The organism is Cohnella lupini, from assembly GCF_003386205.1.
Classification (GTDB): Bacteria; Bacillota; Bacilli; order Paenibacillales; family Paenibacillaceae; genus Cohnella; species Cohnella lupini.
This window is the reverse complement of the sequence record NZ_QRDY01000002.1, coordinates 572,039-586,613: the sequence shown is the minus strand read 5'-3', so window position 1 is coordinate 586,613 and position 14,575 is coordinate 572,039. Positions and strand designations below refer to the sequence as shown.

General features: G+C 49.5%; 13 protein-coding genes. 2 read left to right on the top strand and 11 right to left on the bottom strand.

Annotated features, from left to right (window positions below; all coding sequences use genetic code 11):
- Nucleotides 1-8 precede the first annotated feature (8 nt).
- The 8 genes from DFP95_RS06650 to DFP95_RS06615 all read right to left on the bottom strand — a co-directional run bounded on the left by DFP95_RS06650 (nt 9) and on the right by DFP95_RS06615 (nt 7,062).
- A complete protein-coding gene (locus DFP95_RS06650; protein WP_115991779.1) occupies nt 9-962 on the bottom strand; it encodes a GDP-L-fucose synthase family protein in 954 nt (317 codons plus the stop codon).
- 16 nt (nt 963-978) lie between these two features.
- Nucleotides 979-1,632, bottom strand: a complete 654-nt coding sequence (locus tag DFP95_RS06645) for a sugar transferase (protein WP_115991778.1) — start codon at nt 1,630-1,632, stop codon at nt 979-981.
- A 24-nt stretch (nt 1,633-1,656) separates the two neighbouring features.
- Nucleotides 1,657-2,544 carry a UTP--glucose-1-phosphate uridylyltransferase GalU gene (galU, locus tag DFP95_RS06640; protein WP_115991878.1) on the bottom strand — a complete coding sequence of 296 codons (888 nt, stop codon included), beginning with the start codon at nt 2,542-2,544 and terminating at the stop codon, nt 1,657-1,659.
- 107 nt (nt 2,545-2,651) lie between these two features.
- Nucleotides 2,652-3,323 carry a CpsD/CapB family tyrosine-protein kinase gene (locus tag DFP95_RS06635; RefSeq protein ID WP_115991777.1) on the bottom strand — a complete coding sequence of 224 codons (672 nt, stop codon included), beginning with the start codon at nt 3,321-3,323 and terminating at the stop codon, nt 2,652-2,654.
- A 199-nt stretch (nt 3,324-3,522) separates the two neighbouring features.
- A complete protein-coding gene (locus DFP95_RS06630; RefSeq protein ID WP_245987406.1) occupies nt 3,523-4,329 on the bottom strand; it encodes an ABC transporter permease in 807 nt (268 codons plus the stop codon).
- Nucleotides 4,313-5,233, bottom strand: coding sequence for an ABC transporter ATP-binding protein (locus DFP95_RS06625; protein WP_115991775.1), 921 nt, complete (start codon nt 5,231-5,233; stop codon nt 4,313-4,315). Before DFP95_RS06625 ends, DFP95_RS06630 begins: the two co-directional genes overlap by 17 nt.
- A gap of 258 nt (nt 5,234-5,491) precedes the next feature.
- Nucleotides 5,492-6,586, bottom strand: coding sequence for an LCP family glycopolymer transferase (locus tag DFP95_RS06620; RefSeq protein WP_115991774.1), 1,095 nt, complete (start codon nt 6,584-6,586; stop codon nt 5,492-5,494).
- A gap of 17 nt (nt 6,587-6,603) precedes the next feature.
- Nucleotides 6,604-7,062, bottom strand: coding sequence for a PilZ domain-containing protein (locus DFP95_RS06615; protein WP_115991773.1), 459 nt, complete (start codon nt 7,060-7,062; stop codon nt 6,604-6,606).
- 247 nt (nt 7,063-7,309) lie between these two features.
- Between DFP95_RS06615 and DFP95_RS06610 the strand changes: the two genes are divergently transcribed.
- Nucleotides 7,310-7,681, top strand: a complete 372-nt coding sequence (locus tag DFP95_RS06610) for a helix-turn-helix domain-containing protein (protein WP_115991772.1) — start codon at nt 7,310-7,312, stop codon at nt 7,679-7,681.
- A 76-nt stretch (nt 7,682-7,757) separates the two neighbouring features.
- Here DFP95_RS06610 and DFP95_RS28835 read toward each other — a convergent pair whose 3' ends face one another.
- Nucleotides 7,758-7,895, bottom strand: a complete 138-nt coding sequence (locus DFP95_RS28835) for a hypothetical protein (protein ID WP_181907294.1) — start codon at nt 7,893-7,895, stop codon at nt 7,758-7,760.
- 266 nt (nt 7,896-8,161) lie between these two features.
- Nucleotides 8,162-12,766, bottom strand: coding sequence for a glutamate synthase large subunit (gltB, locus tag DFP95_RS06605; protein ID WP_115991771.1), 4,605 nt, complete (start codon nt 12,764-12,766; stop codon nt 8,162-8,164).
- A gap of 292 nt (nt 12,767-13,058) precedes the next feature.
- Here gltB and DFP95_RS06600 point away from each other — a divergent pair, with 292 nt between their 5' ends.
- A complete protein-coding gene (locus DFP95_RS06600; RefSeq protein WP_181907293.1) occupies nt 13,059-14,324 on the top strand; it encodes an SGNH/GDSL hydrolase family protein in 1,266 nt (421 codons plus the stop codon).
- 81 nt (nt 14,325-14,405) lie between these two features.
- Here the strand turns inward: DFP95_RS06600 and DFP95_RS06595 are convergent, their stop codons facing one another.
- Nucleotides 14,406-14,573 (bottom strand): YjfB family protein, encoded by a 168-nt coding sequence (locus tag DFP95_RS06595; RefSeq protein ID WP_115991769.1) that lies wholly within the window; start codon nt 14,571-14,573, stop codon nt 14,406-14,408.
- Between the last annotated feature and the right edge of the window lie 2 nt (nt 14,574-14,575).

Genomic DNA, 14,575 nt, shown 5'->3' with positions numbered 1-14,575 from the left:
ATATCCTCCTAATATTCGCCCGTCAGCGCTAATTTTTTCTCGCTCTCCAGGTACCAGGAATACGTATTTTCGATTCCCGTCCTCAGCGGCATGCTTGCTTTCCAACCTAGCTGCGTGAGCTTTGATACGTCCAGCAGTTTTCTCGGCGTGCCATCCGGCATGTCGCCGTTGAAAATCAAGTCGCCGCCATAACCGACGATATCTCTCACTAGATGCGCTAGCTCCATGATGGTTAAATCGTTGCCGGTACCGATATTAATGATTTCGTTGTCGCTATAGCGATGCATCACGAACGTGCATGCTTCTGCCAAGTCGTCGACATGCAGAAATTCGCGATAGGGTTTACCCGTCCCCCATATTTCCACGCTTTTCTCGCCGTTCGCTTTGGCGTCATGCATTTTCCTGATTAACGCTGGCAGTACATGGGAGGTTTGCGTATCGAAATTATCGTGGGGGCCATACAAATTCGTGGGCATGACGGATACGAAATTCGTACCGTATTGACGGTTATAAGACTGACACATCGTAATGCCGGCAATCTTAGCTACCGCATATGGCTCATTGGTCGGTTCTAGCGGACCGCTCAGCAGAAACTCCTCTTTAAGAGGTTGCGGGGCATGCTTCGGATAAATACAGCTACTACCCAGAAACACCAGCTTTTTTGTTCGGTAACGATAGGCGGCGTCGATTACGTTCGTTTGAATAAGCAGGTTATCCCGGATAAATTCTCCCGGATAATCCCGGTTCGCAACGATTCCCCCTACTTTCGCCGCAGCGAGAAAAACGTATTCGATGTTGTGTTCCCCGAAAAATTCATCGACCGCGTTCGCATCCCTTAAATCGAGCTCTCCGCTCGTCCTGCACACGACGTTGGTATATCCGTCGGCTTGCAGCCTCCTTACGATTGCCGAGCCTACCATCCCTCTATGTCCGGCTACGTAAATCTTTGAATTCAAGTCCATAAATGGATACCTCGTCTCAATAAGCGTCTTTTGTTCGGATCAGAACGCTAATCGTTCTGAGAATCAATTTAATATCGAACCAAATGGAACGTTGCTTTATATATTTAAGGTCAAGCTCCACCATCTCTTTGAAGTCGATCGAGCTCCTGCCGCTGACCTGCCACAAGCCCGTACAGCCCGGAACGACTTGAAGTCTCTGCCTATCGTAGGTAGAGTAAGATTCGACTTCGCGCGGCAGGGGCGGCCGGGGACCGACCATGCTCATCTCGCCCTTCAGAACGTTAATGAATTGGGGAAGCTCATCCATACTCGTCTTTCGAATGAATTTGCCGATTCTCGTGATACGGGGATCCTCTTTCATTTTGAACATGGCACCGTCGATTTCGTTCAGATGTAAAATATCTTTCAGCTTTTCGTCCGCGTTGCTAACCATCGATCGAAATTTATACATTTTGAACGTTTTTCCGTTCTTCCCCACACGTATTTGGTGAAAAAAGATTCTGCCTCTAGGATCATCCAGCTTGATGGCGATCCCAACGACGATAAAAACCGGCAATAAAACAATCATTCCGAATAAGGCCATCGTTACGTCCAATGCTCGTTTGGCTAGCTCGTGATGTAATCCAATTCGAGGCGCGCTTATTTCCAATTCGGCTTCTCTTGAAATCATCAACCACCACTCCTATGAATCTCTTTATATTTTTTGCGTTTTCAATCCGTTCACGATTTCTTCCAGAACGTTGATCAACGGATACTTCAACTCTTCGTTGCGAAGCGCGAAATCTATCGTCGTAAGGATGAATCCAAGCTTATCTCCGACGTCGAATCTCTTCCCTTCGAACTGGTACGCGAATACTTGATCGAGCACGTTCAATTCCTGGATCGCATCGGTTAACTGAATTTCTCCGCCTGCGCCGGGCGATTGATTCTCTAGCAATTGAAAAATATCGGGCGTTAAGATATACCTTCCCATAACGGCGAGATTCGATGAGATCGTTCCCCATGGAGGCTTTTCTACGATCTGGGAGATGGAGGATAATCTGCCTTGGCTGTCTTCGGGAACTACGATTCCGTATCGATGCGTTTCGACCATGGGAACCGGTTGTACCCCGATCACTGATTTACGCGTAAAATCGTATTGCATGATCAACTGTTTGAGGCAAGGTACTTCGGCCTCCACGATATCGTCTCCGAGCAATACCGCAAACGGCTCGTTTCCGATAAACTTGCGAGCGCACCATATGGCATGACCAAGACCGAGAGGCTCGCGCTGCCGTATGTAGTGAATGTCCACTAGATTCGAAGATCGCTTTACTTCCTCAAGCAATTTCAGCTTGTTTTTCTCGAACAATGTGTACTCCAATTCGAAGTGGCTGTCGAAATGATCCTCGATCGCCCTTTTTCCTTTTCCCGTGACGATGATGATTTCTTCGATTCCCGATTGAACGGCCTCTTCCACGATATATTGGATGGTAGGCTTGTCTATAATAGGAAGCATCTCTTTAGGCATCGCCTTCGTCGCCGGCAGAAATCGAGTCCCTAATCCGGCTGCTGGAATAATCGCTTTCTTGACTCTTTTCATTTGATTCATGCGCAATCCCCTCCTCGCTTTCGACGTTAGACACGTTATGTATCGCACCAATTCAATTTATGATACAAATTGTATCATGTCAAGCATAACTTTACCGCTTACCCCCCATAACCATATTGAATTTCTCGTTTCATGTTTTTCTGATCGTTAAGAACGATTCCAAGAATATGGGCATTGGCATATTTCAGATAAGATAATGCTTTCTTGGCCATTTCCGTCTTGGTCTTTCCCGAACGGATAACGAATATGACTCCATCGCATTTAGGAGCGAGAATGTGAGCATCCGTAACGACCAAGGCTGGCGGAGAATCGATGATCACGACATCGAAGGCCGTTTTAAGCTCCTCGAGCAACTCGACCATTCGATAGGATTCCAATAGCTCCGACGGGTTGGGGGGAATCGTCCCGGAAGGAAGCAAAGTAAGATTCTCGATATGCGTATCCACCAAACATTGCTCAAGCTGATAATGACCGGCGAGAAGATGCGATATTCCGTTACGGTTCGATTTCATAAAATACTCGTGCTGCGTCGGCTTCCTCAGATCGCAATCGAGGAGAACGACTTTCTTTCCCAGCTGTGCGAATGAAACGGCCATGTTAACGGCGGTGAGGGATTTACCGGTATTCTTCTCGGTGGAAGTTACGAGAATGGTTTTTACCTCGCGATTCATCGAGGACCAATGAATATTCGTCCGCAGAGTTTTGAACGCTTCGGAAATGGGCGAGCTCGGGTTTTCGAAAGTGATGATTTTTTTATTATTGGGCGGCATATTCTCTCCTCCTGGAGTAGCGGAATTAATTCTAACTTTAAGATACAAACTGTAGCATGTCAATACGTTTTAGTATAAAAAAAGATCTTTTTGCGACATTTTGTTTCAAGAACAAAGAACCTTACAGCTAATGCTGCAAGGTTCCCATTTGTTACCGTTTTCTTTTTCCGACTTTATATCATTTCTTTACAAACCCCGTTTAAGCCGCGATATCCCTTTTCCGGAATACGGTCCAGGAAATCAAGTTAAATAGAATAAAGTACCCCGCCAGCACGGCCAAAGAGAAGCCAAGTGACATCGGGTGGTTGATAAACGGTCCTTCCTTGTTACCGATGTAAGTCGTAAGATCCAGATGCATGAATAGGATATACTCGACCCACGCCTTGTCCGTCATCGAGAACAATCCCGTGATGATCGATCCCATGAAAAGCAACGATATGGATATTCCGATCGCCAAACCGCTGCTGCGGAATGCCGAAGACATCATGAATCCGAAAGTAACGATAATCACGAGGCCAAGAAATTGAAGCAGATAATATTGCAGCATATATTCAATCGCGGACAAACCGAAGAACCTTGATAGTATTTCCGATTGATCCATGGAACCGAATACCGCCATATTAATGAGCATCGTAACGATGAACGTTACCACCGCAAATAACAAGGCGAACAACAAAGTAGACAAGTACTTCGACAACAGGATTGCCGAGCGGCTCCATGGCCTGATCAGCAATAGCTTGATCGTCCCCCACGTAAATTCTCCAGCCACGGTTTCCGAAGCGACCACGACCGTAAATATCGTGATAAGAATGAAGGAGATCATGGACTCATTAAGCATCATCTCCCAGCTCGAAACCGAATCCGACCCTGACGCGGCCACGACGCCCAACGAAATCAAGATCGGCAGGCCAACGATAATACCGAGCATGATCCACGTCCGAACCCTGCGATAAATCTTCATGTTTTCGTTCTGGACGAGCTTCCAGAAGTTAGCCAATCGTCTCACTCCCCGTCATCTCGAGGAATTGGTCTTCCAACGACTTCGTTTTCACACGAATTCCGTAGACGTTAATTCCTGCTTCTACTAACCTGCGGTTTAACGCGGCCACTCCTGCACGGTCGGAAGATAGATTCAACAAGCCATCCACGATCTTCCCGTTTCCTAGCCCTTCCAATATTCCAAGCGCGGCATCCGGATGATCGACGTCGAATGAAACCTCTTCCAACGTCTTGACATCATTATCCTGGCCTCTGATGGAGCGAACATCGATAATCTTGCCGTTCTGCAGAATCGCGACCCTGTCGCACATTAATTCCATCTCGGACAGTAAATGCGAGGATACGACCACAGCCGTTCCTTCATCCTGTGCCAGCCTGCGCAAATAATCCCTGAGCTCGCGTATGCCCGCGGGATCAAGTCCATTGGTCGGCTCGTCCAACACAAGCAGCTTCGGCTTATGCATGACCGCTTGGGCTACCCCAAGACGCTGGCGCATGCCAAGAGAATACTTCTTGACCTTGTCGTGGATGCGTCCTTGAAGGCCTACTAACTCGACTACCTCCTGAATGCGCTCCTTGGTGATCGAAGGGTTCATTCTGGCATAATGCATCAGATTCTGGTAACCGGTCAGAAACTTGTACATCTCCGGATTCTCTACGATCGCTCCAACCTGGACGATCGCTTTCGGGAAGTCCGAGCGTACGCTGTGTTCACCGATATGTATATCCCCTGCCGTCATTCCCATCAATCCGACTATCATTCTAATCGTTGTTGTTTTTCCCGATCCGTTCGGACCTAGGAAACCGAATACTTCGCCCGGGCGCACTTCGAAAGATACGCCGTCGATAATCGTTCGTTTGCCGATGACCTTGGTCACGTTCTGCAAGCGAACGACGGGTGCCTGTGACATGAGCTAACCTCCGACATTAGGATGCATACGGCTTCATTATACCAATCATAGATAAGAAAAACCGGATATTTATGTAAAATTAATGAATAGGCATCCGCCTATTGAGGCTTGCTATGATGCTCGCATTGAACGCAACAACCTAACGGATACGTAACGCGATAATAACCTGTGCGGAATAAAACACCAGCTTGCTCCATTGTTTTCAATTGGCTGCATTTTACGCAGAAGAATAGCACGGATTGTTCCATGGTTACCTCCTTATGAAGTCGCGCCGAGTCGACTCAGCAGCTCCGTTTGAATTCGTTGACGTTCCTTGGTTGAGACCGAGTAATAATAAATGCCGTTCGTCGTTTCCCCGATGCCCTTCAAGGACAAAGTTTCGACGTTTTGAATCAGCGGACGGTATTCCAATGCCAAGTCAAGCATGTTCTGCATAGTCAGATTCGTTCTTATGTTCGTCGCCAGATGCGACATCAACTTGGGAAGCTTCGCAATCGAGTTTAATTCGGTAACCCGATCCACGGCATTGGACAATACGGCACGTTGCCTTTCCGTTCTTCCGAAATCTCCCTGCGGATCTTCCTTCCGCATGCGAATGTAGGCCAGAGCTTGATCGCCGTCAAGATGTTGAGCCCCTTTCGGGAAATGATACACCGACGTAAAATCGCGATTATTCGTCACGTCTACTCCTCCTAACAAATCTACGATCTTCACATAGCCCTCCATGTTCGTTTTCATGTAGAAAGCGATAGGCACTCCGAATAATTGCTCAACGGAATCCACCGACAATGAGGTTCCGCCGAAAGCGTATGCATGATTGATTTTGTCGTATTTACCCGTATTCGGCATAAGAGTTTTCGTGTCCCGGGGGATGGATATGGCGATTGCGGAATTTTTCTTGGGATTGATCGTCAGTAGAATCATCGTATCGCTTCTTCCCCTGTCGCCTGCGCGTTCATCCACTCCCAGCAATAGCAGGCTGAAAGGTTCTTTTTTCTTCAGGCTCGGATGCCTTAACCGCTCCGCCGTTTTATTATCGATCGCTAGCTCCCTTTTAGGTTGCTCTTCTATAGAAGCATTCGTTAGTCGACTAGGCGACGGTTCGGCGTCATGAGTGATTTGGACAGGCGCGGAGTTTGGCGTACTTTCCGTTTGCGGAGGCGTGCTCTGCATTTGCGAGGCCGGTTCATTCTCGAACAGCGGCGCAACCCATGCTTTAGATGGAAGAGGCTCGTACATCGCATCCATCGTTTTGTCCATCGTATACCACACATACCCTCCGCTAAGCAAAGCAATAACCAGGAGAGATAAAAGAGAAAAGACAGCTATTTTGATTACAAGTGCCCGTTTCATCTCTAGTAGCCTCCCGTTTATGAAGTAACGTCCAGCTTCTTGAAGAAATCATCGTTATGACGATCCGCGATCTTCTTGTATAAGGTTACAATATGAGGACTCGATACTAGCACCAATCTCAAGTACTCGCTCAATCGGTACTGAAAGGCTTGCTTTTCGATGCCGGTCATGAGCCATTTCACTCCGTACGCATTGAGGCCTTCTTCTTCGCTTTCATGAAGGACGACCGCCCGTTGCTTCACGAAATAATGCCCCATCTGCAGCTTGATCTGCCACTCCACGTCATCCCGGATCGGAATTTGCAGACTCGTCGTGAATCGGCAACCTCCCAAGCTGATATTCCCGAGGAGCACCCGCTGATTCCGGCTTCTTATTTCCCTTTCGCCAACGCGAAGAAGAGACAGTTCTCCGAATAAAGGTACGTTCAAGGAGAAGCGAACATATTCGCGGCGGTTCTCTATCATTTCCTCGTCCATATTTTTACTAAACCTCTTTAAGATACGTTATGTATCGTCATATTTGAATTTAATGTACGATACATTTTGTAACATGTCAATAGGCAACTTGCCTCCCTTTAACACCCCATGTTTATGGATCTTCTAGCAAGGCAATACTATGACAATACTAAATTTGAATATTTATTTGCGACATTTCGTCGCAAATAATGCATTTGTTTGCTTTCCATATTATGATGAAATCATAGACCATCCTGGGAGGGATCTGATGAATATCGGCAGTCGTCTCGCATTTCTAAGAGACCAGCGCGGTTTAACTCAAGAAGAATTAGCATCTTCCCTCGGCATCTCGCGTGCGGCATTGTCACACTATGAGAAAAATCGGAGAGAACCCGATACCGAAACATTGGGTAAAGTCGCCGATTTATTCCAAGTGTCAATCGACTATCTAGTCGGAAGGACGCATCAATCAACCGCTACGTTAGATGCTGACGTACGGCAATTCGCGGACGAATTGGAGTTGGCGGACGATCAATTGCTGGAGCACTTCGCGCTGACGATCGACGGGCGCAAGCTGACGGCAGACGAAGCCCGCCGCTTTATCGCATTCGTTCGAGCCGAGCGGAATATGAGCAATTAAGTAAAAATTAAAATAAAACCTCCGAAAGAATAGGATGCCTGCATCCCGTTCCTTCGGAGGTTTTTGGTATGTTCGCTCAATTATGTATGGTAGATGAAGACTTCTGTACCGAATTTCCGTATTCTTCCGGCCATTTATCCTTCTGAATGCCTAGTTGTTCCAGAATCCTGCGGATGTCAATTTCCAACGGTTGCTTGTTTGCATGAGTTCCCATCGGTATATCCTTCTCCATATCCGCACCCAAACCCTCTCTTTGATTCCGGTAATGAAACACTAAATTCAGTATAGGATATAGGTCTTGCGGAGGGTGTCGAGAGTTGGGGTCTACCCAACCATTTTTTAATGGAGGTTTTGTCGAAAAGTCGATATTTTAAACGAAAGGTATGCCAATGCCCAATTAATATGGCGATCACCATAAAAAACGCCGAAAGCATGCCCACAATAAGGGACGCTTTCGGCGTTATTCGCTTTTTTGCTAGATTAGTTTCCGCCTACGCGGGACAGATCGCGCATGTTCGCCTCGAACGCGGCAAGCAAGGCTTGCTCTCCGCTAAGACCCTGCGCTTGCACTTTGGCGATCTGCTCCATCATCCTCTTATAATCTTTCGGAATGATTTTAACGATCTTGTTAACCGTATTCTTCCAATCCTCCAGAACGCGTCTGCCGAGATCGCTATTCGTATACTGAACGTGGTTGCCGATCATTCCCCGAACTTGCGCGATTTCTTCGGCATCCTCCAGGGATTCCAGTCCAACCATCTCGAAGTTGCACCGATTGACGAAGTTGCCGTCCCAATCGATGACATACGCGATACCGCCGGACATTCCGGCCGCGAAATTGCGGCCCGTCTTGCCCAACACGACGACTCGCCCGCCCGTCATATATTCGCAGCCATGATCGCCAACACCTTCGACGACGACGTTTACGCCGCTATTGCGAACCGCGAACCTCTCGCCCGCGGCGCCGCGGATAAAGGCTTCTCCGCCTGTAGCACCGTAAAGCGCGGTATTGCCGATAATGACGTTATCTTCCGCCACGAACGTGGACTTCTCGGAAGGATATATCGCGATCTTGCCTCCGGAAAGTCCCTTGCCCACGTAATCGTTGGAGTCGCCTTCAAGCGTCAACGTCATTCCCTTAGGCAAGAACGCACCGAAGCTCTGACCGGCCGTGCCTACGAAATGGAATTGAATAGTATCCTCTGCCAATCCGTCCTTGCCGTATCGTTTCGTGACTTCCGACCCTACGATCGTACCGACGACGCGGTTCGTATTCTTGATCGGGAAAGTACCTCTGACCGATTGTCCGTTCTCCAATGCCGGAGCCGCGGCCGCAAGCAAAGCTTGCATATCCAACGATTCTTCAAGCAAATGGTCCTGAGATTTGGCATTGTAACGGAAAGAGCCTTCCGGCAATTCCGGCATATGAAGCAACGGCGTCAAATCGATGCCTTGCGTTTTGTAATGTCCGATCGCGAGTTTCGTATCGAGCCGGTCGACGCGTCCAACCATCTCTTGGACGGTACGGAAACCGAGCTGCGCCATGATCTCGCGGAATTCCTGACCGACGAATTTCATGAAATTAACCGCATGGTCCGGATCGCCCATGAACTTCTTGCGAAGCTCCGGGTTTTGCGTTGCCACCCCTACAGGGCAAGTATCCAACTGGCAAACTCGCATCATGATGCAGCCGAGAACGACGAGCGGGGCCGTGGAAAATCCGAATTCTTCGGCGCCTAGCAACGTCGCGATAGCAAGATCGCGTCCCGTCATCATCTTCCCGTCGGTTTCTACGACGACGCGGTCGCGCAAGTTGTTCATGATGAGCGTTTGATGGGTCTCGGCAAGACCGAGCTCCCAAGGCAATCCCGCATGGCGGATGGATCCGATAGGAGAAGCTCCCGTTCCTCCGTCATATCCGCTGACCAAGATAACGTCCGCGCGGCCTTTGGCTACGCCCGCGGCGATCGTGCCCACGCCTACCTCGGATACGAGCTTCACGTTAATGCGAGCTCGCGGGTTGGCATTCTTCAAGTCGTGAATCAGCTCAGCGAGATCTTCGATCGAATAGATATCGTGGTGCGGCGGCGGCGATATCAGTCCGACTCCCGGCGTCGTTCCGCGAACTTCGGCTACCCATGGATATACCTTGCGCCCCATGAGTTGGCCGCCTTCTCCGGGTTTAGCGCCTTGAGCCATTTTAATCTGGATTTCTTCCGCGCTGGATAGATAGTAGCTCGTTACGCCGAAACGGCCGGATGCTACTTGCTTGATCGCGCTGCGGCGAGAATCGCCGTTCGCATCCGGAATATAACGCGCCGGATCTTCTCCGCCTTCGCCGGAATTGGATCTGCCGCCGATCCGGTTCATCGCGATGGCAAGCGATTCATGGGCTTCCTTGCTGATCGACCCGAACGACATCGCGCCGGTTTTGAATCTCTTGAAGATCGATTCGATCGGCTCTACTTCTTCGATCGGCACCGGCGGTTGATCGAAGTTGAATTGCAATAACGCCCGTAGGGTACGAACTTGCTCGTATTCGCCTTGGACTAGCGCAGAGTATTTCTTGTACGTATCGTAATTGCCGGTCCGCGTCGCCATTTGCAACGTATGGATCGTCTGCGGGTTGAACAGATGATCCTCTCCGCCTTTGCGCCACTGGTAATCTCCGCCCGAATCCAGCTCGCGCTCCGCTCCTTCTTGCTCGGAGAAGGCACGCAGATGCGAAGCGAGTACCTCTTGCGTAATGACGTCGAAGCCGACGCCTTGAATTCTCGAAGCCGTACCCGTGAAGTATTGGGCGATGACCTCCTCGTTCAAGCCGACCGCTTCGAAGATTTGCGCTCCGCGGTAGGACTGAATCGTGGATATGCCCATTTTGGACAATACTTTCACGACGCCTTTAGTAGCTGCCTTGATATAATTCTTAACCGCTTTTTCGTGCGAGATGTTGCGCATCATGCCTTGACGGATCAGGTCGTCGAGCGTCTCGAAAGCAAGGTACGGATTAACCGCGCTTACGCCGTATCCGAGCAGCAAGGCGAAGTGATGAACTTCCCTCGGTTCGCCGGATTCAAGCAAGATGCTGACTTTCGTCCGCGTACCTTGTCGAATCAAGTGGTGATGCAAAGTCGATACGGCTAACAACGAAGGAATCGCCGCGTTGTCCGCGTCTGTTCCCCTATCGGAAAGAATAAGAATATTGTGTCCTTTGCCGATCAGACGATCCGCCGCATCGCAGAGAAGCTTGAGCGCTCCGCGTAAGCCCGCTTCACCTTGTTTAACGGAGAAGAAGATCGGCAACGTGATCGATTTGAAACCGGGACGATGAACGTGCCGCAGCTTCGCGAAATCTTCGTTGGATAGGATCGGCGAATACAAACGAATTTGTCTGCAGCTTTCCGGTTCGGGATTAAGAAGGTTCCGCTCCGGGCCAACCGTCGTATAGGTCGAAGTGACGATTTCTTCGCGAATCGCATCGATCGGCGGGTTCGTCACTTGCGCGAACAGCTGCTTGAAATAATTGAACAATCGTTGAGGCTTCTCGGAAAGCACGGCCAGAGGGGAATCGTATCCCATCGAAGCTAACGGCTCAACGCCGGTCAGAGCCATCGGTTCCATCACTTTGCGGATATCCTCGAAGGAATAGCCGAACGCTTGCTGGCGAAGCTGAACCGTATCATGGTCCGGCTCCGGCAATTCCGGCGCTTCCGGTAGTTCCTCCAGATCGACCAAATGATCGTTCAGCCAATCGCGGTAAGGATGCTCCGTTACGATCGAACGTTTCACTTCTTCATCGGAGATGATGCGTCCTTCTTTCGTATCTACGAGCAGAATCCGACCCGGGCGAAGACGATCTTTAAGCACGATGTCCTCCTGCGGGATATCGACGACTCCTGCTTCGGATGCCAAAACGATCAGATCGTCCTTAGTCACGTAATAACGCGCGGGGCGCAAGCCGTTCCGGTCGAGAATAGCGCCGATCTGAACGCCATCCGTGAAGCCTACCGCAGCCGGTCCGTCCCATGGCTCCATCAAGCAAGCATGATACTCGTAGAACGCCCTTTTCTCCTCGTCCATATGCTCGTCGTTCTGCCAAGGCTCGGGAACCATCATCATGGCGGCATGAGCCATCGAACGGCCGGACAAATACATGAATTCGAACGTGTTATCAAACATGGCGGTATCGGATCCATCCGGTGCTATAACCGGCTTGACCTTCTTCAGATCGTCGCCGAACAACTCGGAAGCGAACAAAGTCTGACGAGCGCGCATCCAGTTCACGTTACCTTGCAAGGTATTGATTTCGCCGTTATGAATCAAATAATTGAAAGGATGCGCCCGCTCCCAGCTCGGGAACGTATTGGTGCTGAACCGGGAATGGACCAGTGCCATTGCCGTTTTCAACTCTGGATGATGCAGTTCGGGATAGAACAGGCCGACCTGCTCCGTCGTCAGCATCCCTTTGTATACGATCTTCTTGCTGGAGAAGCTCGGAAAATAGAACATATCCGCGCCGTCTATACCGGAATAACGAATCGCTTGCTCCGCGCGCTTGCGGATGACGTACAGCTTGCGCTCGAACGCCATGTCGCTTGCCAACTCCGCCGAGCGTGCAATGAACGCTTGACGTACGAACGGCTTAACCTTCTTAGAAGATTGACCTAACGACTCGTCATTGGTCGGAACCGTGCGCCATCCGATCAAGGATTGACCTTCCTCGGCGATAATCGATTCGAATATTTGCTCATGGTTTCGGCGTGCTTGCTCCTCTTGAGGCAAGAACACCATGCCGACCGCGTAATCGCCTGCTTCAGGCAACGTAAAGCCCAGCTTCTCCGCCTCCGACTTGAAGAAGTCATGTGGAATTTGAAGTAGAATTCCCGCGCCGTCTCCCGTGCTCGGCTCGCTTCCTTGACCCCCGCGATGCTCCATATTGAATAGCAGCGTTAACGCCTGCTCGACGATCTCATGAGATTTTTGGCCTTTGATATGCGCGACAAACCCCATGCCGCATGCATCTTTCTCGAACTGCGGGTCGTACATCCCCTGCTTGACAGGAAGACCTTTACGCATCTCTATCATATATATCAACCTTTCTTTACGCAGTGTTTGAGGAAAATTAAGCAATATCGGCTTCAAATCCCATCCCAAATGACCTAGAATATAAGATGCTGGAGAGACGCAACGGGAAACATCCGGGGATCGGGAGGTATTCGAGGACTAGTAACGGCGGAAATTCATAATTATTCATTTTATTATTCAATTATTTTACCACCCTCGCGAGAAGAATGGCAATTTAATATTTTTATGATGTCGATAAGCAATGCTATGCGAAGTGTCTAACAATGAAGAATTAAGGGAGGAAACAGCTTTTATGAAATCTCGATTACGTAAACCGCTAGTATTCATGCTATCGGCGGTTGTGGCAGTAGGTCTGGCATCTTCCGCCGGTGCTGCCGTCAACGATCCCAAGGGGCAAGAAATTTACCGCATCGTGGCGCTAGGAGACTCGATCAGCGTGGGGTACGAGCCCGGCATGGATTTAAGCTCAGTCGCTTACGGTTATGCCGATCGCCTATACGAGCAATCTCTCTTTCACTCCAGATCGGAGTTTGCCAATTACGCCATTATGGGATTGACTACGCCTGGGCTCGTTAATTTACTTAAAGGTTCAGCCGAATCCAAGCCGCTAACCGCGGTTGATTTGCAGGATTTCTCTATGTACCCGGACGGAGTGGACGATCAAGCTAATAGCGTTGCGGCGAGAGCACCGCAGCTCGCAAAGGACTTGACCAACGCGAATCTCGTCGTAATGACGATCGGAGCGAACGATTTCGGCCCGATCATAAATGCGGCCAAGGACCAGTCAGTAGATGCAGCACGTCAAATTATACAGGACAGCTTCGTTAAAACAATGAATAAATATACAGAAGATTTAGATGAAATGATGACTATTTTGCATAAACTCGCTCCGAATGCTCAAATCGTTTTGGCCGACCAATACAATCCGCTGAGAACCGAGATATCTCTATACGGGGATATAGCCAAATTGGCGGACGAAGTCGCCGAAAAGCTGGATCTGTTCAAAGATAATCTCAACAAAAAGGGAATCCCTTTGCAAATCGCGCACGTATCTTCGAAGTTTAAGGGCGATCCGTTTCTTACCCATCTCAATCCGCTCGAGATGGATACCCACCCGACTCAGGCGGGATACGAGACCATCGCGCAAGTCTTCGCCGATGTCGTCTGGAAGCAATATTTGAACCCGGCACCAAGAGCCAAAGGCGTTCCGATATCCGTCGTCATTAACGGCGCCGAATCTCCTAACAAAGCCGTTATCGTGAAGAATACGACCTTCTTGGCCATTCGGGACGTCGCCGATGCCGTGGATGCCGAATTCATTTGGAACCAGAAAACGAAAACCGCTTCCTTCTCTAAGAACGGAAGGAAAGTCGTCCTTACCATCGGAGCCAAAACGATTCAGGTGAACGGCGCCGTTCAGCCGCTGGATACGCCGGCTTACTTTCAGCAGTCGGGCAAAGAACTAAAAACCTACGTGCCGCTCGCGGTCATCAGCGAAGGTTTGGATTTCCAGGTGGTTTTCCGCAAGCAACTGCTGACCGCATTTATCAATTCCTAAACAAGTACGACTAGCATTCCCATATTAAGCAAATAAAACGGGCTTCCCTCGCGAATTTGAGGAAGCCCGTTTTTATTCGCTTTAGACTTTGATATCGAGGTTGCCGCCAACGTTCGGCTGCACGCTTTGTTGCATCATTTGAATGAGCTGTTGGCCATTGGCTTGCACCACGTCGAGGGACTTAGCAAGAACCGCCAGTCCAACCTGTTGCTTAAGACCGGCGACTCCTAATCCGCTAATGCTACTCATGA